The 21930-nt window shown below is 70.8% G+C and carries 17 protein-coding genes; 9 read left to right on the forward strand and 8 right to left on the reverse strand.

Annotated elements, in window-relative coordinates; genetic code table 11:
* Positions 1-180: 180 nt before the first annotated feature.
* From CFN78_RS08110 to CFN78_RS08125, 4 genes are read left to right on the forward strand one after another with little or no spacing between them, the layout of a single operon-like run.
* Positions 181-1200 (forward strand): substrate-binding domain-containing protein, encoded by a 1020-nt coding sequence (locus CFN78_RS08110; protein ID WP_094862019.1) that lies wholly within the window; start codon positions 181-183, stop codon positions 1198-1200.
* Positions 1197-2198, forward strand: a complete 1002-nt coding sequence (locus CFN78_RS08115; RefSeq protein WP_240519333.1) for an ABC transporter permease — start codon at positions 1197-1199, stop codon at positions 2196-2198. Before CFN78_RS08110 ends, CFN78_RS08115 begins: the two co-directional genes overlap by 4 nt.
* Positions 2195-3010, forward strand: coding sequence for an ATP-binding cassette domain-containing protein (locus tag CFN78_RS08120; protein ID WP_094862020.1), 816 nt, complete (start codon positions 2195-2197; stop codon positions 3008-3010). Before CFN78_RS08115 ends, CFN78_RS08120 begins: the two co-directional genes overlap by 4 nt.
* A gap of 31 nt (positions 3011-3041) precedes the next feature.
* Complete coding sequence (locus CFN78_RS08125) at positions 3042-3653, forward strand: nucleoside/nucleotide kinase family protein (RefSeq protein WP_094862021.1); 612 nt, start codon at positions 3042-3044, stop codon at positions 3651-3653.
* Between the two features lie 643 nt (positions 3654-4296).
* Here the strand turns inward: CFN78_RS08125 and CFN78_RS29485 are convergent.
* Positions 4297-4755, reverse strand: a complete 459-nt coding sequence (locus tag CFN78_RS29485; RefSeq protein ID WP_110494994.1) for a pentapeptide repeat-containing protein — start codon at positions 4753-4755, stop codon at positions 4297-4299.
* A 762-nt stretch (positions 4756-5517) separates the two neighbouring features.
* Positions 5518-7395: a propionyl-CoA synthetase gene (locus CFN78_RS08135; RefSeq protein ID WP_094862293.1), complete on the reverse strand. Its 1878-nt coding sequence runs from the start codon at positions 7393-7395 to the stop codon at positions 5518-5520.
* Between the two features lie 205 nt (positions 7396-7600).
* Here CFN78_RS08135 and CFN78_RS08140 point away from each other — a divergent pair, with 205 nt between their 5' ends.
* Complete coding sequence (locus tag CFN78_RS08140) at positions 7601-9367, forward strand: serine/threonine-protein kinase (RefSeq protein WP_094862022.1); 1767 nt, start codon at positions 7601-7603, stop codon at positions 9365-9367.
* Positions 9368-9426: 59 nt separating this feature from the next.
* Complete coding sequence (locus tag CFN78_RS08145) at positions 9427-10674, forward strand: GNAT family N-acetyltransferase (RefSeq protein WP_094862023.1); 1248 nt, start codon at positions 9427-9429, stop codon at positions 10672-10674.
* 49 nt (positions 10675-10723) lie between these two features.
* On the opposite strand, the gene CFN78_RS08150 is transcribed toward CFN78_RS08145, so the two are convergent.
* Both CFN78_RS08150 and CFN78_RS08155 read right to left on the reverse strand, forming a co-directional pair.
* Positions 10724-11737, reverse strand: coding sequence for a chitinase (locus tag CFN78_RS08150; protein WP_094862024.1), 1014 nt, complete (start codon positions 11735-11737; stop codon positions 10724-10726).
* Between the two features lie 228 nt (positions 11738-11965).
* A complete protein-coding gene (locus CFN78_RS08155; RefSeq protein ID WP_094862025.1) occupies positions 11966-13537 on the reverse strand; it encodes a dolichyl-phosphate-mannose--protein mannosyltransferase in 1572 nt (523 codons plus the stop codon).
* A 99-nt stretch (positions 13538-13636) separates the two neighbouring features.
* Here CFN78_RS08155 and rsmI point away from each other — a divergent pair, with 99 nt between their 5' ends.
* Positions 13637-14503, forward strand: coding sequence for a 16S rRNA (cytidine(1402)-2'-O)-methyltransferase (rsmI, locus tag CFN78_RS08160; protein ID WP_094862026.1), 867 nt, complete (start codon positions 13637-13639; stop codon positions 14501-14503).
* Positions 14504-14529: 26 nt separating this feature from the next.
* On the opposite strand, the gene CFN78_RS08165 is transcribed toward rsmI, so the two are convergent.
* Positions 14530-15813, reverse strand: a complete 1284-nt coding sequence (locus CFN78_RS08165; protein WP_094862027.1) for an aminodeoxychorismate synthase component I — start codon at positions 15811-15813, stop codon at positions 14530-14532.
* Positions 15814-15867: 54 nt separating this feature from the next.
* On the opposite strand from CFN78_RS08165, the gene CFN78_RS08170 reads away from it, so the two are divergent.
* Both CFN78_RS08170 and CFN78_RS08175 read left to right on the forward strand, forming a co-directional pair.
* Positions 15868-16863, forward strand: a complete 996-nt coding sequence (locus CFN78_RS08170) for a DUF4185 domain-containing protein (protein WP_094862294.1) — start codon at positions 15868-15870, stop codon at positions 16861-16863.
* 135 nt (positions 16864-16998) lie between these two features.
* Positions 16999-19203, forward strand: a complete 2205-nt coding sequence (locus CFN78_RS08175; RefSeq protein ID WP_094862028.1) for a hypothetical protein — start codon at positions 16999-17001, stop codon at positions 19201-19203.
* A gap of 85 nt (positions 19204-19288) precedes the next feature.
* Here CFN78_RS08175 and CFN78_RS08180 read toward each other — a convergent pair whose 3' ends face one another.
* The 3 genes from CFN78_RS08180 to CFN78_RS08190 all read right to left on the reverse strand — a co-directional run bounded on the left by CFN78_RS08180 (position 19289) and on the right by CFN78_RS08190 (position 21775).
* Positions 19289-19888, reverse strand: a complete 600-nt coding sequence (locus CFN78_RS08180; protein ID WP_094862029.1) for a GH25 family lysozyme — start codon at positions 19886-19888, stop codon at positions 19289-19291.
* A 146-nt stretch (positions 19889-20034) separates the two neighbouring features.
* Positions 20035-20802, reverse strand: coding sequence for an ABC transporter permease (locus CFN78_RS08185; protein WP_094862030.1), 768 nt, complete (start codon positions 20800-20802; stop codon positions 20035-20037).
* The gene (locus tag CFN78_RS08190) at positions 20792-21775 is read right to left on the reverse strand and encodes an ATP-binding cassette domain-containing protein (protein WP_094862031.1); all 984 of its coding nucleotides are present in this window, start codon (positions 21773-21775) and stop codon (positions 20792-20794) included. Before CFN78_RS08190 ends, CFN78_RS08185 begins: the two co-directional genes overlap by 11 nt.
* Between the last annotated feature and the right edge of the window lie 155 nt (positions 21776-21930).

Below are 21930 nucleotides of genomic sequence, written 5' to 3' on the forward strand. Positions count from 1 at the left end.
CCAACCCGATCGTCGCTGGAACCCGGCCGCCGCGCAATTCGCCGAGGGGGGTCGCGCAGCGTCACGACGTACCGGCGGGCAACCTGCGAGATTGCGAACGCTTGCGCCCCCGATCCAGCCGCCTTACCTTCCCGGGATCGTCAACCGCACACCTTGTGCGCCTCGGAGGTGGCACCGGACATGAGACAACGACGTTTCGTCGGCCTCGCCGTCCTCGTCGTGGCCCTGCTGGCCGCGTCGGGATGCACGGTGCAGCGTTACTGGGGCGGCAGCGCCGGATCCGGCGGCAGCGGCGAGGCGAAGATCGGGCTGGTCACCAAGACCGACACCAACCCGTACTTCGTGGAGCTGCGCGAGGCCGCCGGAGCGGCCGCCGCCGCGCAGGGCGCCGAGTTCGGCGCCCTCGCCGGACAGTTCGACGGGGACAACGACGGCCAGGTACGTGCCGTGGAGAACCTGATGCAGCAGGGCGTGAACACCATCCTCATCACTCCCAGCTCCTCGACCGGTGTGCTCGCCGCACTCGACCGCGCCCGGCAGGCAGGCGTGCTGGTGATCGCACTCGACACGGCGACCGAACCGGCCGAGGCGGTGGACGCCACCTTCGCCACCGACAACGTCGAGGCCGGCCGGCAACAGGGCGCCTACGTCAAGGCGGCGCTGTCCGGTGCGGCACCGAAACTGCTGATGGTCGACGGCACCGCGGGCAGTTCCGTCGACCGGGAACGGCACAGCGGCTTCCTCGAGGGCATCGGCCTCGCCGACAACGCCCCGGAGATCATCGGCCGCACCAACGCCAACGGCGACCAGAGCCTCGCCCAGCAGGGCGTGGAGAACCTGTTGCAGCGCACCACCGACGTCAACGCCGTCTACACGATGAACGAGCCGATGGCCCGGGGAACCTTCCAGGCACTGGACGGTCGCGGCCTTGCCGAACGGCTGACGATGGGTTCCATCGACGGCGGCTGCGAGGGCGTCACCGGGGTACGCGACGGTGAGTACGCGGCCACCGTCATGCAGTTCCCGAAGAAGATGGCCGAGCAGGGCGTCGCCGCCGCCGTCGAGTACGCACGGACCGGGGCCAAGCCCGAGGGCTTCGTCGGCACCGGCTCCGTCGTCGTCACCGACAGGCCGATGCCCGGTGTGGAGAGTCAGACCACCGAGTGGGGCCTGCGGAACTGCTGGGGTGATCAGTCATGACGACGGTGATGTCCCGTCCCGACGACGAGGTCGACGCCGACAAGTCGACCGTCGGCGACTTCTTCCTGCGCGCCCCGGCCGTCGGCCCGGCGATCGCGCTCGTCGTGGCCATCGCGATCTTCTCGGTCGCCAGCGACACCTTCCTCAACCTGGACAACATGTCCCTGGTCGTCCAGCAGTCGTTGGTGATCGGCACGCTCGCTCTCGGTCAGACGCTGATCATCCTCACCTCGGGCATCGACCTGGCGAACGCGGCCGCGGCGGTACTCGCGACGCTGATCATGGCCAAGCTGCTCGTCGGCGGAACACCGGGGATTCTGGCTCTGCTGCTGGGAATCGCGGCCACCGTGGTGATCGGCGCGGTGATCGGCTCGCTGGTCACCCGCGTCAAGCTGCCGCCGTTCATCGTCACGCTCGGCATGCTGACGATCCTCACCGCCGCCGCGAAACTGTTCGCCGACGGCGAGGCGGTGCCCGTCGCCGACGGTCTGCTGAACTGGCTCGGCACCCGGCGCTACCTGTTCGGTGGCATCGAGATCACCTACGGCATGACGTTGGCGCTCGTGATGTATCTCGTGGTCTGGTATGCGCTCACCCGCACCGCGTGGGGCAGGCACGTCTACGCGGTCGGCAACGCCCCGGAATCCGCGCGGCTGTCCGGAATCAAGGTCAACCGGACGATCCTGTCGGTGTACGCGGTGGCCGGGCTGATCGTCGGAATCGCGGCCTGGCAGGCACTCGGCCGCGTGCCCAACGCCGACCCGAACGCCTACATGCTCGGAAACCTCGACTCGATCACCGCCGTGGTGCTGGGCGGCACCAGCCTCTTCGGTGGCCGCGGTTCGGTGATCGGCACGATGATGGGCGCGCTGATCGTCGCGGTGCTGCGTTCCGGGCTCACCCAGATCGGCGTGGACGCGCTGTTCCAGGATGTCGCCACCGGTGCGCTGGTGATCGCCGCCGTCGCGCTGGACCGATTCGCCAGGAGGCAGAAATGACAGGCGAACCCACGCTCTCCGCGACCGGGCTGGTGAAACGCTACGGGCGAGTCACGGCCATCGGCGGTGCCGACTTCGACCTGCTGCCCGGCGAGGTGCTGGCCGTGGTCGGCGACAACGGTGCCGGGAAGTCCAGTCTCATCAAGGCTTTGTCCGGTGCGCTGGTGCCCGACGCGGGGGAGATCCGTGTCGACGGCGAACTCGTGCACTTCCGTACCCCCATCGACGCCCGCAAGTTCGGTATCGAGACCGTCTACCAGGATCTGGCGCTGGCGCCCGCACAGGACATCGCGGCGAACATGTACCTCGGCCGGGAGAAGCGCCGTCCGGGTATCGCGGGGAAACTGTTGCGGTCACTGGATTACACCTCGATGCGGTCCGAGGCGCGACGGGTGCTCGACGAACTCGACATCAAGGTCAAGTCGATCACCCAGCCGGTCGAGACCCTGTCCGGTGGGCAGCGGCAGGGCGTCGCGGTGGCACGGGCGGCGGCGTTCGGCACCAAGGCCGTGATCATGGACGAACCGACGGCGGCACTCGGTGTCGCCGAGGCGTCGAAGGTGCTCGCGCTGATCGACCGTATCCGGCAGCGCGGCCTGCCCGTCGTGCTGATCAGCCACAACATGCCGCACGTCTTCGACATCGCCGACCGCATCCACGTCCACCGGCTCGGTGCCAGGGTCGGCGTCGTCTCCCCGGCGACGCACTCGATGAACGAGGTCGTCGGTCTCATCACCGGGGCGCTGCGACTCGGCGAGGACGGTGCCGTCGAGGAGGTCGAGGCCGCGGTGCGAACCGGTCTGGGAAGGTGAAAGCGTTGCGGCACAAGCCTTGGCGAATTCGGTGACCTCCTTCGGTCTGCTGCTGGAACGCGCTCGTGGCCTGGCCGCCGGCCCGGGGCGCGGCATCCTCGGCATCGCCGGGCAGCCCGCGTCCGGCAAGAGCACGCTCGCCTGCGCGCTCGCCGAACGGCTCGGCACGGACGCCGTAGTCGTCGGCATGGACGGCTTCCACCTCGCGCACGCCGAACTCCGGCGGCTGGGGCGCGCGGAACGCAAGGGGGCGCCGGACACCTTCGACGCCGAGGGGTACGTCGAGCTGCTGCGGCGCATCCGTTCGGGGCGGGAGATCGTCTACGCGCCGGAGTTCCGCCGGGAGATCGAGGAACCGGTTGCCGGGGCGGTCCCCGTCGGTCCCGACGTCCCGCTCGTCATCACGGAGGGCAACTACCTGCTGTTGCCCGATGGCCCCTGGGCCGGCGTGCGGCCGTTGCTGGACGAGACCTGGTTCCTCGCGCCACCGGAGCCCGTCCGGCTCGACCGTCTGGTCACCCGTCATCGTCACTACGGCCGTTCCGACGCCGAGGCTCGGTACCGCGCCTTCGGCCCCGACCAGCACAACGCCGAGCTGATCGCCGCCACCGAACCCCGCGCCGACCTCACCATCAACCTCTGACGCCCCACCGTGTCGCGCGCCTGGGCACCCCGTGTCGGGCGGTACGTCATGCCGTGTCGCGCGCCTGGGCACCCCGTGTCGGGCGGTATGGCCTGCCGTGGCCGGGTTCGGCAGGACGAGCAGAAGCCGAAGTCACGTCGGATCGCCAGATTCGGGATGCCCCAGGGCCGGGACGATCCACATCGTTAGCCGAAACGGCCGACACGGCCTGCCGAAACGCCCGACACGGCGTGCCGAGGGGCCCGACACGGGGTGCCCTACCGCGCGACACGGGGTGCTGGAGCGCGCGACACGGGGGCTGGTGGAGGTGGGGATGGGGTGGTGCGGGCGGTGGCCGGCAAGCCGCCGCCCGCACGCTCCCGGTCGGGCGGTACGTAATGCACGCCGCAATAGCGCGGTGTACGTGGCCGGGGTCGCCGTGCGGGCGACCCTCCAGCCGCCTACCGCACCGCGAGTCCCGGCCGCCGGTCCGCGCCACCGGGCGGCGCGCCCGGCGCTGCCGGGCGTAGCCGCCCATCGGCGGTCCGGCACACCGGCTTCCACGACGGGCCGGCCGGCAGCACCGGGTAGCAGAAGTTCGTACGCATCGGTGTTACCTCCGTTTCGTCATCAGCAGAACTCGCTCTGTAACCTCAGCCGCAGCCTAGGGGAATTGGTTTCCACGCTCAGCCGAATGTCGTAAACGTTCACCACTCGTGACCATCTCCGGCCCAGACGCCGATTCCCCTGCCCGCTGGAGCGTGACGCTGCCATCGCCGCCGGAGTCCGGTTCCGTCCAGCCGAGTGGCCATTTCCGCGTGCTTCCCGGACTGCGCGACACGGTCGCCTCCGCCAGATCCGCGATCGTGTGGACGCCGAAATTGACCTCCCCGCCGAAATGTGAGCGCGTCAGCGTGACGCCCTCGCCCGCGGTGACCCGGCGGAAATCCGCCAGCCGGCCGAACCGTGCCTTGCGGAAATCCGCGCCGCCGGCGAAACGACTGCCGCGAAACGTGGTGCGGCCGCCGAAGTCGGTGCCGCGGAAGTCGCCGGACTCGGTGAACTCCCCGGCCCGGAAGTCGGCCCCCTCGCTGAAACCTCGCCTCCCGGAACGTGCTCGCACCGGCGAACCTGGCCCCCCGGAACGACGCCGAGCGCATCGTGCACCCGGCCAGCGCGAAGCGGACCAGCGTGGCCTCGGCGAGGTTCAGGGTGACCGCCGGCCAGAAGCCCGCCTCATCGGTGGCGTCGAGGTGGCCGGCGAGCAGGTTCTGCGCGGTCTGCCGGACCTCCAGCTCCTGGGCGCGGTCGTCGGCGGGCGGTGGATCGGTCCGCGCGCAGCCGGGCGGGGCGAGGCGCGAGGGCCGCAGCCGCACCGGCTCCGGACGCCGCGAACCCGGCGGGTCGAACGGCATTCGCAGGTACGCGCACACCAGGTCGACGACGGTCTGCCGGTGTGTGGGGTTGCCCTGTGCCAGCCGTTCCAGCGCGTACAGTCCGGCCAGGCGGACCGGTGCCTTCTCGCTGCCGAGCTGGTCCGCCGCCTTGCCGTACAGCTCGGTGACCCGGCGTTCGGTGGCGTCGTGGTCGCGCTGCCGCAGGTCGAGCTCGGTCGATCGCTGCCTGCGCGCGGCCAGCAGCAGAGCGGCGGCGCCCCCGGTGCCGATGACGATGCTCGACGCCGTGCGAATGACGTCGAGGCGGACCGACGCGCGCGGATCGCCGCCGCCCAGCGCCGCCAGCAGCAGCACGACCGAGGCCACGCGAGCAGCAGCAGGCCGATCGCCCACAGCACGATCGTCCGGGTGGACAGGACGCGACGTGCTTCCGGATTCCCCATGTGCCCAGATGATGCCGCAGCGTCACCGAATGCGGACAGGGGCGGTCAGCCGGAGCGCAGTACCGAACGGAGCTTGTCGAGTACGCCGGGGTCCTCGATCGTCGACGGGACGGGCTCGTCGCGTCCGTCGGCGATACCGCGCATCGTCTTGCGCAGGATCTTGCCGGACCGCGTCTTCGGCAGCGCGTCCACGACGGAGACGTCCCGGAACGCCGCCACCGGCCCGATGTCGCGTCGCACGGCGGCGACGAGTTCCTCGTGCAGGGTCTTCTCGTCGACCTCCCACCCGGACTTGAGTACGACGAAACCCCGTGGCAACTGGCCTTTCAGCTCGTCCCGCACGCCGATGACGGCACACTCGGCGACGGCCGGATGGGTCGCCAGCGCCGCCTCGATCGAGCCGGTCGACAACCGGTGCCCCGCCACGTTGATCACGTCGTCGGTGCGGCCCATGACGAACAGGTAGCCGTCGGCGTCGCGGTAACCGGAGTCGCCGGTCAGGTAGTAGCCCTCGTAGCGGGAAAGGTACGCCTCGACGTAGCGCTCGTCGTCGCCCCACAACGTCGGCAGCGAACCGGGCGGCAGCGGCAGCCTGATCGCGATGGCGCCCTCGGTGTCCGCGGGCAGTTCCGCGCCGGACTGGTCCAGGATCCGCACGTCCCAGCCGGGCACCGGCATCGTGGACGAACCGGGCTTCACCGGCATCTTCTCCAGCCCGCGCAGGTTCGCCGAGATCGGCCAGCCCGTCTCGGTCTGCCACCAGTGGTCGATCACCGGGACGCCCAGCTTCTCGTGCGCCCAGTGGTAGGTCTCGGGATCCAGGCGCTCGCCGGCCATGAACAGCGTGCCGAAGCCGGACAGGTCGTACTTGCCGAGTTCCCTCGCCTCGGGGTCGACCTTCTTGATCGCGCGCAACGCGGTCGGCGCGGTGAACAACGCCGTTACCCCGTGTTCGGCGATCACCCGCCAGAACGCGCCCGCGTCCGGCGTGCCGACCGGTTTCCCTTCGTACAGCACGGTTGTGGCACCCATCAGCAGGGGCGCGTAGACGATGTAGGAGTGCCCGACGACCCAGCCGACGTCGGACGCCGTCCAGAACACGTCGCCCGGCCCGATGTCGTAGACCGCCCGCAGCGACCAGGCCAGTGCCACGGCGTGCCCGCCGGTGTCACGGACGACGCCCTTCGGTTTCCCGGTGGTTCCCGAGGTGTAGAGCACGTAGAGCGGGTCGGTCGCCGCGACCGGTACCGGCTCGGCGGGGGGCGCGCCGGAGACGAGTTCGTGCCAGTCGACCTCGCGCTCGCCCAGTTCGGCCCGGTGCGCCTCGCGTTGCAGCACCACGACCCGGTCCGGCTGGTGCTCCGCCGAATCCAGTGCGGCGTTGATGATCGGCAGGTACTCGACGGTCCGGGTGGGCTCGATGCCGCAGGACGCCGCGACGATCACCTTCGGCTTGGCGTGGTCGACGCGGGCGGCGAGTTCCTTCGGCGCGAACCCGCCGAAGACGACGGAGTGCACGGCGCCGATCCGCGAGCAGGCGAGCATGGCGATCACCGCCTCGGGCACCATCGGCATGTAGATGATCACCCGGTCGCCTTTGCCCACGCCCAGTCCGGCCAGTGCCCCGGCGAAGGTGGCCACCTCGTCGCGCAGCTCGCGGTAGCTGTAGGTGCGCTGGGTGCCGGTGACGGCCGAGTCCCAGATCAGGGCGGCCGTGTCGCCGCGACCGTTCTCGACGTGCCGGTCGAGGGCGTTGTAGGAGGTGTTCAGCTCCCCGTCGGGAAACCAGCGGTAGAGCGGCGCGGCGCCGTCGTCCAGGGCGCGGGTCGGCGCGCGCGTCCAGTCGATCAGGCGGGCGGCGTCCAGCCAGAACCCTTCGGGGTCGGCCAGGCTCTGCCGGAAGCTCTCCGCGTACGCGCCCATCACGGCCTCCTCGTCCTCGTCCTCGAGTGAGCCCATCATGGACCCGCGACGGGGATCAAGCAGCGGAGGAGGCCGGGCCGGAGAACCGGGTGGTCCACGGCCCGGGAAGGCGACGCCCGGTGGGCGGTCGCGGCCTGCCGTGGGGGGAGCCGACATACTGTGGTTCCGTGGTCCCGCCAGGAGACGACTTCGTTAGGAGCGAGGGGTGGATTCATTCGCGAGCGCGTTGCTGTCGCTGGCGCACCAGCTCTTCCAGCCGGGATTCTGCCCGGGGGACTGGGTGTGGGCGACCAGCGCGGCCGGCGCGCTGATCGCACTGTTCCCCGTGCTCGGCGCGGTCGTGGTGGCGGTGATCCGCAAGGGCACCGGCAACCGGTACAACGGCGCGACGATCGCCGTGTTCGCCGGGATCGGCCTGGTCACCGTGCTGCTGATCCCGTGGCTGCTGAACACGGGCGTGTCGGAGACCTACCGCGCGGTGTTCACCGGGTCCTCCTCCGGCCTCTCGATCGGCGAGACCGCGACGCTCGACCGTGAGTACTGCTCCTTCATCGGCGTCCAGAAGGAGTACCTGGGCAGCGGCCAGAACGTCTACGAGACGCTGTTCTACCCCTCCGGCAACAAGCTGGCCTACGGCTACTACGTCGGGGCCCTCGTCGGGCTCCCCGCGCTCTCGCTGGTCTTCGTGATGCTGCAGGCCCGCACGGCCCTGCGCCGCGGGCCGAAGTGGCCGGGCCGCCTGCTCTGGATCCCGTTCGTCGCGATGGTGCTGTGCAGCGTGAACGTCGGCGCCAACACCGCCGTCCACCTGTGGCTCGGGTTCCTGCCGATCGCCGTGCTCGGCATCATCCCGGTGGCGCTGGTCGGCGCGCCGAGCTGGTCGACGATCCAGCGTTCGCACCAGGATCCGAGCCCGCCGCCGCAACCCGAACCGCAGCGAACCCCGCCGCCACCGCCACCGCAGCAGCCGCCTCCCGCACCGGCGAAGCAGTACCCGGCGACCTCGGTGGCCCCGGTGCAGGAGCAGCAGGAACTGGCCGCCGCGCCCGGCCCGGTACCGGTGCCCTTCGGCTCCGGCCAGGCGGGCAGCAGCCGCTACCGCCGTATCCGCAGGCTCGGCCACGGCGGGTTCGGCACCGTGTGGCAGGCGGTGGACAACCAGCTCGGCCGTACCGTGGCGCTGAAGATCGCGCACGCGCCGGACCGGGACACCGAGGAGCGGATGCAGCGCGAGGCTCGTGCGCTGGCCACCATCAACCACCCGAACTGCGTGCGGGTCTACGACCTCGTCGAGGAGCCGGACGGGCTGGCGCTGGTGATGGAGTACCTGGATGGCCAGCCGCTCGGCGCCGCGGTGGACACCGTCGGCCCGCTGGACGACACCCGCGCCGGACGGCTGTGGGCGACGATGGCGGGTGCGCTGGTCGCCGCGCACGAGAAGGGCGTGCTGCACCGGGACGTGAAGCCGTCGAACGTCATCGTGGACCCGACCGGCATCCCGCACCTGATCGACTTCGGCATCGCCCGCAGCAAGGGCGACTCCAGCATGACGGCCACCGGGATGATGATCGGCACGCCGGACTTCACCGCGCCGGAGACGGCGGCGGGCGCGGCGGCCAGCCCGGCCTCGGACGCCTGGCAGCTCGCCGCCACGGTCAGCTACGCCCTGTCCGGCTACCCGCCGCGCGGTACCCGGGAGACGCCGATGGCCGCGCTGATGGCGGCAGCCAGGGCGGAGGGGCCTTCGAAGCTGCCGAGGGAGAGCGCGCACGCCCGGCTGCTCGTCGCCTCGCTGGACGCCGAGCCGCGCCGCAGGCCCACGCTCAACGCCGTGCGCAACGAGGTCGAGGGCTGGCTCTCCAGGGCAGGCACGTCCACCAGCGGGCCGGTCACCCAGATCGTGCCGCAGGTTTCGCAGCGCACGCAGGTCGTCCCGCCGCGTCAGCAGCGCCCACCGCAGTACCGCCCCTGACGCCGGGACTGCCCGGAAAGGAATTGCGGAGCGGGCGGCGTAGCCGATACGACTGGACAATGACCGATCGCTACCCGCTGCGTCGCCTGAACGGGCCCGAGTTCGAGGCGTGGGCCCGGATGACGGCGGGCGTCTACGGCCAGGACTGGCGGGAGGACGGCCTGCGGGACGCGCGGTTCACCCTCGAGCTGGATCGCACCCTCGTCGCGTTCGATGAGGGCGCGCCCATCGCCGGAGCGGCGATCCTCACCCGGTCCATGACCGTTCCCGGTACGGTGCTGCCGGTCGCGGGCGTCACGCTGGTCGCGGTCGCGCCGACGCATCGGCGGCGAGGCCTGCTCAGGTCGATGATGCGTGAGCAGCTCACCGGCCTGCACGAGTCCGCGGCGGAGCCGGTCGCCGCGCTCAACGCCTCCGAGGCCGGGATCTACGGACGGTTCGGCTACGGCGTCGCCTCGTACCTGGCCCGGTGCCGGGGTGAGCAGCGGTCGATGGTCTTCCGCGACGACGTCGATCGCGGGCCGGGCCGTATCCGGCTGCTCGACCGGGACGAGGCGCGGACAGCCATCGAGAAGGTCTACGAGTCGGTCCGGCCCAACGCGGTCGGCATGCTGGACCGCCCGGCCAGGTTCTGGGACGCCCGCCTGCACGATGCGGAGCACGTGCGGCATGGGGCGACCGCGTTGCGCTTCGCCGTCCACGAGGAACCGGACGGCATCCCCACCGGGTACGCGCTTTACCGGCTCCGCCCGTGCTGGGAGAACGGCCGGGACCTGAGCGAGGTGGTGGTGATCGAGTCGGCGGCGGAAACCCCGCGTGCCTACGCCGCCGTCTGGGGTTTCCTCGTCGAGATCGACGGTCACTTCCGGATCAGCTTCGACGGCGCCGTCGACGAACCGCTGCCGCACCTGCTGCTCGACTCGCGCGGACTGGATTCCACCGTCGTCGACAACCTGTGGGTGCGGCTGGTCGATGTCGATCGTGCGCTGGTGTCCCGTCGCTACGCGGGACCGGTGGACGTGGTCCTGGAGGTGACGGACGACTTCTGCCCATGGAATGCCGGGCGCTTCCGGCTGCGTTCCGACGGCGGCGAGGCCACCTGCGAGCGCACCCGGGCGACTGCCGACCTGCGATTGTCCGTGGCCGAGCTGGGCGCGGTCTTCCTCGGCGGCACGAGTATGGCCACGCTCGCCGCCGCGGGACGGGTCGCCGAGCTGCGGGCCGGTGCCGTGGCCGAGGCGACGAGCGCGTTCCGCGGTGTCCGGGCGCCGTTCCATCCTTCCGGCGCGGCTTTTCCGGCGTTCTGAGCGCGTGGTTCCGGCCCGTTCGCGGACCGGAACCACGCGCCGGGGCGGATCAGCCCAGCGCGTCGAGGTGGGCGCGGATCGGGTCGGAGAACGAGTTGCCGCTGCCCGCGTCCCACGCGGTCGACCAGGTCATCACGCCGCCGAGGCCCGGCCAGGTCGTCTCCGGCTTGTAGTCGCCGCAGCTCTCACCCTTGGTCAGGCAGTCCAGCGCCGCGATGACGATGCTCGGCTCGACGTAGCCGCTGCCGGCGGCCTGCGAGGTGGCAGGCAGGCCGAGCGAGACCTGTTCCGGCTCGAGTACGTCGAGCAGCAGGCAGGCCTGGGCGGTGATGAAGTCGACGTCGCCCTGCGCGACGACGGAACCGTCGCAGCCGTTCATGCTGCCGGAGTTGTAGAACTGCGGGTGCACGACGGTGACCAGGTCCTTCACCTCGGCGATGAGCTGCATGTAGGTGCCGGTGGGCTGCAGGTCGATCGTCTGCGGCGCCATCGTCAGCAGGAAGCCCTCGCCGATCTCCTCGCGGAGCTGGGTGACCGCCGCGGCCACGTTCGGCACGTCGAAGCCGTGTTCGAGGTCGATGTCGAGGCCCTGGATGCCGTAGTCGGCGGCGATCGCGGAGAAGTCGGCGGCGAAGTTGGTGACGCTCTCCGGGCTGGAGAAGTCGACGTTGCCGCGCTCGCCGCCGATGGCGAGCACCACGGACTTGCCTGCGGCCTTCTTCGCCTCGATGTCGGCCTTCAGGTCGTCGTCGGTGTAGCCGCCGAGCGCGGTGGACAGCTCGGGGTCGACGCCGAAGGTGATGCCGCCGGGGCGGGAGGTGTCCTGTCCGGCGAAGGACAGCACGATGACGTCGAAGTTGTCGGAGACCTCGGACAGCTTCTGCGGGGTGGCCGGGTTGACGAAGTTCTGCCAGTACCCGGTGAGGTGTTTGTTCGGCACGGCAGCGGCGGACGGTGCGGGATCCGCCGGGGCGGGGGCGGCGGCCGCCGCGGTGACGGAAAGGCCACCGGTCAGCAGCGACGCTGCGGCGATGGCGGCGAGTAGGGTTTTCCGGCTCGGCATCTCGGCTCCTTCGGCGTGCGGGGTTTCGGCGTGGGAGGGAAGTCGGCGCTAATGGTCTAGACCAAAGTGACCGAGCGCGGCGGTCTGCGCAATAGGCCCATCGAGCGAAGACGAAAGTCGGATTACCTGGTCAGGGCCGATACCCGGGGATCACGACGGGAAACCTGTCCACCGGACAGAACGGACAGGCCGCCGCCCGGGTGGCCGGGCCGCGTGCTGAGCGGGCGGTCAGCGCCAGGACGGCAACCAGAGTTCGGACTGCCAGTGCTCGGTGGTGATCGAGTCACCGTTGAGGACCGGCCACAGCCAGGCGAAGTTGGCCACCACCAGGCCCACGTACAGCGCGACGACGAGCAGACCGGTGCCCCGGCGCTCGAACCCGACGCCGGATCTGCCGAGGATCTGCCCGAGAACCAGCGTCAGCCCGAGGATCAGGAACGGGGCCAGCGGCGTGGCGTAGAAGAAGTACATCTGGCGGTCGAGGTTGACGAACCACGGCAGCAGTCCCGCCAGGTAGGCCACCAGCACCGCGGCGTAGCGCCAGTCCGCCCGGAAGATCGACCGCCACGCACCCCAGGCCAGCACCGGCAGCGCAAGCCACCACATCGCCGGGGTGCCGATCAGCATCGTCGCGCGGACGCACTCCGCCTGCCCGCAGCCCGTCGCCGAGGTACCGGACTCGTAGTAGTAGAGCATCGGCCGCAGCCCCATCGGCCACGTCCACGGCTTCGACTCCCACGGGTGCGGGTCGCCGTCCGGGGTGGAGAGACCGGAGTGGAAGTCGAGGACGTTGAACGTGTAGCCGACCAGCGAGCGCAACGCCTCCGGCACGAAACCGAACGGCCCGGACGCCATGCCGTCGATCTCCACCAGATGCCGGTCGGTGGCCGTCTCGCTGGCGAACCACGCCCACCAGGTGCTCAGGTAGACGAGCACGGCGACCACGCCGATCGCCCAGATCCCGGGTAGCAGGTCGCGGCGCAGCATGCCGACCCACGGCCTGGCCACCCCCGCGGCGCGCCGGGCCGCGACGTCGAACGCGACGCACAGCAGGCCGAACGCGATGACGTAGTACATGCCGGACCACTTGACGCCGGTGGTGATACCGAGCAGCACGCCCGCGCCGAAGCGCCACCAGCGGAAGCCGAGCCTCGGCCCGAAGGGGGTCTCGTTCACCCAGCCCTCGCGAACGGCCTCGGCGAGCCTGCCGCGCACCTGTTCCCGGTCGAGCAGCAGGCAGCCGAACGCGGCGAGCACGAAGACGGCGATGTAGATGTCCAGCATCGCCGTGCGGGACTGCAGGTGCAGCACGCCGTCGCAGATCACCAGCACGCCCGCGATGCCGCCGAGCAGCGTCGAGCGGGTGAGCCTGCGGGCGATGCGCACGACCAGCAGGATGATCAGCGCGCCCGCGATCGCGGCGGTGAAGCGCCAGCCCCAGCCGTTGTAGCCGAAGAGCCACTCGCCGATCGCGATGAGCTGCTTGGCCACCGGTGGGTGGACGACGAGTTCGTAACCGTAGTTGTCCTCGTAGCCGCCGTTGCGCAGCATCTGCCACGCCTGCGGTACGTAGTGCTTCTCGTCGAAGACCGGGGCACCCTTGTCGGTCGGGAAGCCCAGGTTCTGCAGGCGCAGGAAGCCGCCGATGACGACGAGGGTGATCGTGACGATCCAGCCGCGCAGCCGGTCGGCGGGCATGGGGGTGCCCAGCAGCGTTGCCTCGCGATCGGTCGGCGGCCGGACGGCATCCCCGCCGGGACGCACGCCGTCGCCGGACGAGCGGGTGAGCAGAGCGGTCACGGGCGTCGATGTTATGCGTACCGCCGTGAGTTCGTGGTGCGTCCCCGCGGTACGGCGCCGCCGCCGGATGCCACGGGCGTTACACCTAGGCTTCCCGGGGTGAGCACCCGGCGCGAGACCCCGACCGAGCGCGGCGGGCTGGTGCTCGCCGCCACCCCGCTGGGCGATTCCCGGGACGCCTCCGCGCGCCTGGTCACGGCCCTGGGGGAGGCCGAGGTGATCGCCGCCGAGGACACCCGCCGCACCCGTTCGCTGGCCACCGCGCTGGGGGTGACGATGACGGGCAAGCTGGTGAGCTTCTACGAGGACGTCGAGACCGCCCGCCTGCCACGGCTGCTGGACGCGATCCGCGACGGGCGGACGGTGTTGCTGGTGACCGACGCCGGCATGCCGAGCGTGTCCGATCCCGGCTATCGCCTGGTGGCCGCCTGCGTCGCCGAGGACCTGCCGGTGACCTGCCTGCCGGGGCCGTCCGCGGTGACCACGGCGCTCGCGCTGTCCGGCCTGCCCTCGGACCGGTTCTGCTTCGAGGGGTTCGCCCCGCGCAAGCCCGGCGAGCGGCAGCGCTTCCTGGCGGCCCTGGAGACCGAGCCGAGGACGACGGTGCTGTTCGAGTCGCCGCACCGGCTGGGGAGCCTGCTCGACGACGCCGTGCGGGTACTCGGGCCGGCCCGGCGGGCCGCGGTGTGCCGGGAGCTGACGAAGACCTACGAGGAGTGCCGCCGGGGAACGCTCGCGGAGCTGGCGGCCTGGGCCGCCGAGGGCGTACGCGGTGAGATCACCGTCGTCCTCGACGGCGCCGCGCCGCCGGAGGTGCGCGTGGCCGATCTGGTGGCCGAGGTCCGTTCCCGTGCCGACGCGGGCGAGCGGCTCAAGAGCGCGGCCGCCGAGGTCGCGGAGGCCACCGGGGTGTCGAAGAAGGAGCTCTACGACGCGGTCCTGCTCGCCCGCAAGGATTCCCCCTGACGCTGCGCCGCACGGCCGTGCGCCGCTCAGCGGGGCGGCGCGTCGAGCAGGTCGTCCAGCGGTGCGGCCTTGTGCAGGCACTCCTCCCACTCGGCCACGGCATCGGAGCCCGCGGTGATGCCGCCACCGACGCCGACGTGCAGGTGGCCCGCGTGAAGCTCGAACGACCGGATCGCGACGTTGAGCTCCAGCCCCGCCACCGGCGAGGCCAGCCCGATCGCGCCGGTGTAGACCCCCCTGGCCACCGGTTCGAGCTCGGCGATCAGGTCGAGCGCCCGCAGTTTCGGCGCCCCGGTGACCGATCCCGGCGGAAACGTCGCCCGTAGCAGTTCGGTGTCCGGCACCAGCGTTCGTCCCTCCACAGTGGACTCCAGATGCCAGACGCCGGGCGCGGCGCGAACCCGCAGCAGCTCCGGCACGCGCACCGAGCCCACCGCGCACACCCGGCCCAGGTCGTTGCGCACCAGGTCGGTGATCATCACGTTCTCCGCCACGTCCTTCGCCGACCGGCGCAGTCGCTGCGCGAGCCCGTCGTCGGCGGGTCCGCGCCGCGGCAGGGTGCCCTTGATCGGCGTCGAGCGAACCCGATCCCCCCGCCGGGCCAGGAACAGCTCCGGTGACATCGACGCCACCGCGCCCCAGTCGCCCTCCAGGTACGCCGCGCGCCGGGGCAGCAGCCGTCCGGCGCCCTCGGCGAACAGTTCCATCGGCGCACCGTCGAACGGCGCGTCGAACCGGGCGCAGACGTTCGCCTGGTACAGCTCGCCCGCCGCGATCGCCTCCACGCACGCCCGTACCGCCCGCCGGTGGCCCTCGGCAGGCGGCCTGCGCAGCCGCACCGGGGTCCATCCCGCCCGTTTGGCGGCCGGTCCGTCGAGCAGCGCCGCGAGGTCACCGGCCAGCGTGTCCGGATCCGGCTGCCCGTCCGCGACGAGCGCCTCGAACCACCACCGGCCGCCGGAATCGAGGCGCAGCACGTGATCGGTCCAGCCGCGCACCGCGACCGGCAGCGGACCCGCCCGCCCCGACGGATCGGTGAGGTCGTAGGACAGGTAGCCGAACCAGCCGCCGCCCACCGCGCCCGGCACCGCACCGGCGACCTCGGGCAGGCCGGTGAACATCGCGAGGGCTTCATCCGCGCCGACCGGGACCGCGGCGAGCGCGGGAGCCAGCACCGCGCGGGAACCGAACCACTCCCCGCACAGCGCGGCGGGAGGGGCCAGCCCCAGATCACACGAGCGCTCGCCGAGCCGCAGCAGGGCCTCGCCCGCGTCCACCCCGGAGCGCAGCGACCTGCGCATCAACCGCATCGGGTCATTCTCACTTGCCCGGCCCCGTGCGTGTCCATGCGTACCGTGAACGGCATGGTTCGAGTCATCGAGACGACCAGGGTCGGCCGGGTGACCGGGGCCGGGTCGGCAGGCCGCACCGACGAGCGCTTCGGCATCCACGCGACCGACCTCGGCATCATGTGGGACGGTGGCGACGGCCGGGTGTTCGTGCTCTTCGGCGACACCTACGGTCCCGGCTGGGGCGGCCACGGCGGCGGGCCCGACCACGCCGACTGGCGGTGCAACGTACTCGCCTTCACCAGCGAACGGCAGGACCTCTCCGGTGGCCTCGTGCTCGACGCGGTCGTTCCCGGCGCGGACGGCCTGGCCACCCAGGTCATCGCCCGCGATCCCGGACGCCGGGACGAGGCCACGGTGATCCCGAACGCGGGCATCGCGGTGGACGGCACCCAGTACGTGCAGTACATGTCGGTCAAGCAGTGGGGCAGGCCAGGGCACTGGACCACCAACTACGCGGGCATCGCCGTGTCCGGGGACGGCGGCGTCACCTGGGCGAAGCCGGAGCGGGCCTGCTGGATCAACCGCGCCGAACGCGACCACCCGTTCCAGATCGGGGCGTTCACCCGCGACGAGGACCACGTCTACCTGCTCGGCACCACCAACGGCCGGTTCGGCGACGCGCATCTGGCCCGCGTCGATCCGGGCTCCGTCGCCGACGCCAGGGCCTACACGTACTGGACGGGCAACGGCTGGGTGCGCGACGAGTTCCTCGCCGCACCGGTGTTCAGCGGCCCCGTCGGCGAGCTGTCCGTGGCCTACAACGTCCACTTCGGACAGTGGATGGCGATGCATCTGGACGAGGCGCGCGGCGCGATAGTGCTCCGTATGGCCGAACGGCTGCACGGGCCGTGGACCGAAGGGCAGGTGGTGGTCTCCGGCGCCGAATACCCCGCCCTCTACGGCGGTTACCTGCACCCGTGGTTCTCCGAGGGCACGGATCTCTGCTTCCTGCTCTCACAATGGGGGCCGTACAACGTTTTCCTGATGCGCTCCCGATTGTCCGGCTGACGCCGTATCGTTACCCGGATATCACTCAATCGGCCATTCCGGTTGTTTTCCAACCCACCTCCGGGAATCGCGCTAATGTTCGTTCCGTCCACGATTCGTGGACCCTTCCGGAACAGAACATGGGGCTGGTGGCGCATGGGCAGGCGAACGACCGTCGGGGCGAAGGTTCTCAGCGCCTCGGCGATCTTGGTGCTGGTGGTCGGACCGGGCGCGAGTTACGCGGAGTCACCGCGAGACGTCGAATCGATGACACGCAGCGAACTCGGAAATGAATTGGCGAACCCCGGTATCGACGATTCACGCCGGGATCAGGTCGTCGGTGAGATGAAAGCGCGCGGCGAATCGTTCTTCGAGAACTCGCCCGGGCCGAGCGCGATCGGTGTGCAGGGCGACGTCCCCGTCCGTTCCGGCGTCAGCGGCACCGGCATCGTCGCCTACGACCCGTACAGCGGAACCCTGCACGTCGGCGCGGGCCTCAAGGTCGGTGAGCCCGCCGCCCCCCAGTTCACCGGCATCGCCGCCCCCGAGGAAGGCCTCAACGCGGCCGTCAACGGCAAGATCGGCCAGGAGGACATCGGCGAGGCCTCGGTGAAGGGCGAGGTCAACGTGTCCTTCGACGGGACGGTCAGCGGCGGCATCACCGGCAGCGGCGGCCTGAAGGCCAACGGTGTCGGGATCTCCGCCAGCGGCGGCATCCAGATCGACGGACTCGGCAACGTCACCCACGACCTGCCCGACGTGCCGGGGATCGAGGTCGACCTGCCGGGCGGTTCGATCTCCGTGGACGACGGCCCGATGCCCGAGATGAAGGGCACCGCACCGGGTGCCGCCGACGCCGAGGTGGGCCGCGGCTGGTTCTCCGGACTGCTCGGCGGCAGCCTCTCCGTGTCGGTCAACAAGGACTTCGACATGTGGTCGCAGCCTGAACCCGTCTCGGTCGCCGAAGCGCTGGAGTCCCTGCGGCAGAGCCAGATCGAGCAGGCGAAGGAAACCGCCTCGTGGATGGAGCAGAACCGTCCCGAGGCCGTGCAGCGGGAGGCCGACGAGCAGGCGGCGGCGGACGCGGCGGCCGCCGAGCGAGGGCCGGTCGATCCGGACGAGGTCGACGGCGGCTTCATGGACGCGGACGGCGACGGGATCTCCGACTCCCGCGACGCGACGCCGAACCAGAACGACACGGATCCGTCGAGCACCGACCTCGGTGACGGCCCCGAGGGCAACCCCGGATACGCGTCCGGCGGCTGGTCGGCGCATCCCGACAAGGACCGCGACGGTATCGCCGACAAGGACGACGCGACCCCGAACCAGAACGACACCGATCCGTCGAGCACCGACCTCGGTGACGGTCCGGAGGGCAACCCCGGTTACTCGGACGCCGGCTCGTTCAGTGGTTCGCTGGGTGGGGCGTCCGGTGCGGAGTCGGATCGGGATGGTGACGGGATCTCGGACTCGTCGGATTCGACGCCGAACCAGAATGACACGGATCCGTCGAGCACGGACGTCGGTGACGGTCCGGAGGGCAACGCCGGATACTCGGGCAGCGGTACCGATTCCGGTTCCTACGGCTCCGACTCCCACGGCTCCGACTCGGGTTCGTTCAGTGGTTCGCTGGGTGGGGCGTCCGGCGGGGAGTCGGATCGGGATGGTGACGGGATCTCGGACTCGTCGGATTCGACGCCGAACCAGAACGACACGGATCCGTCGAGCACGGACGTCGGTGACGGTCCGGAGGGCAACGCCGGATACTCGGGCAGCGGTACCGATTCCGGCTCCTACGGCTCCTCCGACTCCTCCGGCCCCGACTCGGATACGGACTCGGGCGGTTACGGCGGCAGTGACACCGAGTCCGACTCCGGCACGGACTCGGACTCCGGTGGCTATGGCGGCAGCGACACGGACTCGGGCAGCGACACGGACTCGGGCAGCGACGCGGACTCCGGTGGCTATGGCGGTTCGAATGACAGCGACTCGGGTTCGGCCAGCGACTCGGGTTCGGGTTCGGACAGTGATTCCGGCTCGGACAGCGACTCCGGTTCGAGCAGTGACAGCAGTTCCGGCTCCGGCTCCGGCAGCGACTCGGGCTCGGACTCCGGTTCCGACTCCGGCAGTGACTCCGATTCGGGCGCGGGCAGCGACTCCGATTCGGGCAGCGGCTCCGGTTCGGGCAGCGGCTCCGGTTCGAGCAGTGACAGCGGTTCCGGTTCCGACTCAAGCAGCGACAGCGACAGCGACTCCGGCAGCGGCAGCGACTCGGACAGCGGTTCGGATTCCGATGGCGGCTCCGGCTCGGGCGGTAGCTCCGGTGGCGGTGGCGGCGGCGGTGGTGGCGGCGGCTGGTGACCTTGCCGCTCGACCGAACCCGAACGGCGCGGCGCCCGGCCGCGCCGTCCGGTGCCCCCTTTTACCAGCGAGGGGCACCGGACGTTCACAGCAGCATGTCGGCGAGCGTGAACGGGTAGACGATCGAGTCGTGGCCGACGGCACCGCCCGGCCCCGCGTCGTGCTGGTGGATACCGAGCCGCGAATGAAACCATCCGGGCCGTCCCGGAATGCCGTTGTGCCTGGTCAGCCACAGCACGACTTCGCTGTCAGCCCACTTGTCCGGGTGCAGGCGATGGGCCCACTGCTCGAAGTCCGCGTAGATGAGCACGCGCTGGACTTTCGCCGCGCGACGGACCGCCTTGATCCAGCCCCGGATGAACCGGTCGTCCACGCCCTCGAAGCGGACGTCCAGCGCCGGTGCCAGCGATCCCGGCGCGAACGCGTCCAGTTGCTCCCCCGTCCGCACGAAGTGCGTCGCCTGCTCGTGCACGGCGCTGGGGCGTGCGCAGTGCCGGGCCCCCGTGTGTATCCCGGCGCGCCGGGCCTCGACGGCCTGCCTGCTCGCCGCCGGATCACTCCAGTTCATTCCCTCGGACACGGTCACACTGGCGAAGAGCACGCCGCCGGCGCGCATCGCCTTCCAGTCGGGAACGGTCTCATGGTGGGAGAGGTTGATGCCCTGTTCGGGGTCCGGCTCGGTCAATCATCCGCCCTCGGCTTGCAGTCAGTGCAGGAATTGCGATCAGTTCGTGCAAGCCACCATACGGGCGAATAGGCGATCACGAAGTGTTTCCGGTAGCGGAGTGTCCGGTTCCGCGGCGTCAGGGGAACCGGACACCCCGGGCGCGGTCAGGCGTTGTCGCGCTGGAACGTCCGCGCGCCCCACCACAGGCAGATCGCGGTCAGCACCAGCAGGACCACGCCTCCGGTGAACAGGGCGTCGCTGCCGAGGTCCCCGCGGAACGTGGCGCGGCCCGCGTCCACGATGTGGGTGAACGGGTTGATCCGCGAGATCGTGTACAGCCAGTCGGGTGCCAGTCCGGTGGTGATCGGCAGAAAGATCCCGGACAGCAGCAGCACCGGCATCAGCACGGTCTGCAGAGTTCCGGAGAACGCCTCCTCACTCTTCATCCGCAGGGCGAGCGCGTACGAGGCCGAGGTCAGCGCGATCGCCAGCAGTGTCGCGATCACCAGGCACAGCACGATCCCGCCCGGCGGCGCCTGCAGGTCGAACACGACCAGGGTGAGCGCGATGATGAGCACCGACTGGAACACGGTCTGCAGGGCGTTCGCCACGACCTTGCCGAGCAGCAGCGACAACCGGTTCGCCGGGGTGACTCTGAGCCGTTCGACCACGCCACTGCGCAGATCGGCCAGCAGTGCGTAGCCGACGAACATGCTGCCGAACAGTGCGAGCTGCACGATCAGCGCCGGAGTCAGGATCGCCCAGGCGTTGCCGGCCGGGAACCCCGGCGTGCTTTCGATGATCGGTTCCAGCAGCGGGCCGAACAGGAACAGGTAGAGGATCGGCTGCAACAGCCCGATCGCGATCCACGCGGGATTGCGCAGCGAGAGCGTGATGTCCCGCCGGAAGATCAGCCAGGCGTCACGCAACATCGGCGGTCTCCTCGTTCGGTGCGGTCTCGGCGTCGCGCAGGCTGCGGCCGGTCAGCGTCAGGAAGACGTCGTCCAGAGTCGGCCGCCGGACCTCCATCGACGTCGCGGCGATTCCCGCCGTGTCGAACGCCCGCAACAGCGTCGGCGTCGCGGTGTTCCCGCGAGGCACACGGAAACGCACCCGGCCCGGGAGCTCGGTGACCTCGTGCGCGCCGGGCAGGTCCCGGGCGATGGCCGCCGCCGCGGCGACCTGATCCGGCTGCGTGCCTACTTCCACGGCGTCGCCCGAGACCCGTGCCTTCAGCGAGTCCGGGCTGCCCTCGGCCACCAGTTCGCCGTTGTCGATCACCAGGATCCGGTCGCACAGCGCGTCCGCCTCGTCGAGGTAATGCGTCGTCAGGAAGACGGTCACGCCGTGATCGGCGTGCAGTCGGTGGATGTGCTCCCACAGGTTGGCCCGGCTCTGCGGGTCGAGGCCGGTGGTGGGTTCGTCGAAGAAGATCAGTCCGGGGGAGTGGATCAGGCCGAGGGCGATGTCCAGCCTGCGGCGCTGCCCGCCGGAGAGGGTCTTGGTGAGCCGATCGCCCAGCCCGGTGAGGTCGAGCCGTTCGCTCAGCTCGCCGCCCCGGCGCAGCGCTTCGGCCTTGGACAGCCCGTACAGCCTGCCCTGGAGTTCGATCTCCTCGGCGACCTTGCAGTCGGCTCCGGTGCCGCCGCCCTGGGCAACGTATCCGATCCGGGCGCGTACCCCGGACGGGTCGGCGAGCAGGTCACGGCCCGCGACCGTCGCCTCGCCCGAGGTCGGGCGCAACAGGGTGGTCAGCATTCGCAGGGTCGTCGTCTTGCCCGCACCGTTCGGGCCCAGGAAGCCGACGAGTTCGCCGGCGCCGACGTCGAGGTCCACGCCGCGCACGGCGTCGACGGTGCGGCCACGGGCGGAGAAGCTCCGCGCGAGACCGCGTGCCTTGATCATGGAAACTCCAATGGGTTCAAGTTTGACTAGCCGTCGGGTCGAAGAATGCCCCAACGCCGCCGGCTAGTCAAACTTGATTACCAGCCCTTTTCGGTCAAGCTGACCCATGCCCAGTCCCGTGTCGCGCGCCCCAGCACCCCGTGTCGTGCGTTCTG

The sequence above is a fragment of the Amycolatopsis antarctica genome (assembly GCF_002262875.1).
Classification (GTDB): domain Bacteria; phylum Actinomycetota; class Actinomycetes; order Mycobacteriales; family Pseudonocardiaceae; genus Amycolatopsis; species Amycolatopsis antarctica.

Bases quoted from the DNA above. Each gene is read 5' to 3' on its own strand.
- CFN78_RS08165 (WP_094862027.1), bottom strand. From the start codon at position 15,813: ATGCGGTTGATGCGCAGGTCGCTGCGCTCCGGGGTGGACGCGGGCGAG.
- CFN78_RS08170 (WP_094862294.1), top strand. From the start codon at position 15,868: ATGGTTCGAGTCATCGAGACGACCAGGGTCGGCCGGGTGACCGGGGCC.
- CFN78_RS08175 (WP_094862028.1), top strand. From the start codon at position 16,999: ATGGGCAGGCGAACGACCGTCGGGGCGAAGGTTCTCAGCGCCTCGGCG.
- CFN78_RS08150 (WP_094862024.1), bottom strand. From the start codon at position 11,737: ATGCCGAGCCGGAAAACCCTACTCGCCGCCATCGCCGCAGCGTCGCTG.
- CFN78_RS08185 (WP_094862030.1), bottom strand. From the start codon at position 20,802: ATGTTGCGTGACGCCTGGCTGATCTTCCGGCGGGACATCACGCTCTCG.
- CFN78_RS08135 (WP_094862293.1), bottom strand. From the start codon at position 7,395: ATGGGCGCGTACGCGGAGAGCTTCCGGCAGAGCCTGGCCGACCCCGAA.
- CFN78_RS08120 (WP_094862020.1), top strand. From the start codon at position 2,195: ATGACAGGCGAACCCACGCTCTCCGCGACCGGGCTGGTGAAACGCTAC.
- CFN78_RS08110 (WP_094862019.1), top strand. From the start codon at position 181: ATGAGACAACGACGTTTCGTCGGCCTCGCCGTCCTCGTCGTGGCCCTG.
- CFN78_RS08115 (WP_240519333.1), top strand. From the start codon at position 1,197: ATGACGACGGTGATGTCCCGTCCCGACGACGAGGTCGACGCCGACAAG.
- CFN78_RS08145 (WP_094862023.1), top strand. From the start codon at position 9,427: ATGACCGATCGCTACCCGCTGCGTCGCCTGAACGGGCCCGAGTTCGAG.
- CFN78_RS08190 (WP_094862031.1), bottom strand. From the start codon at position 21,775: ATGATCAAGGCACGCGGTCTCGCGCGGAGCTTCTCCGCCCGTGGCCGC.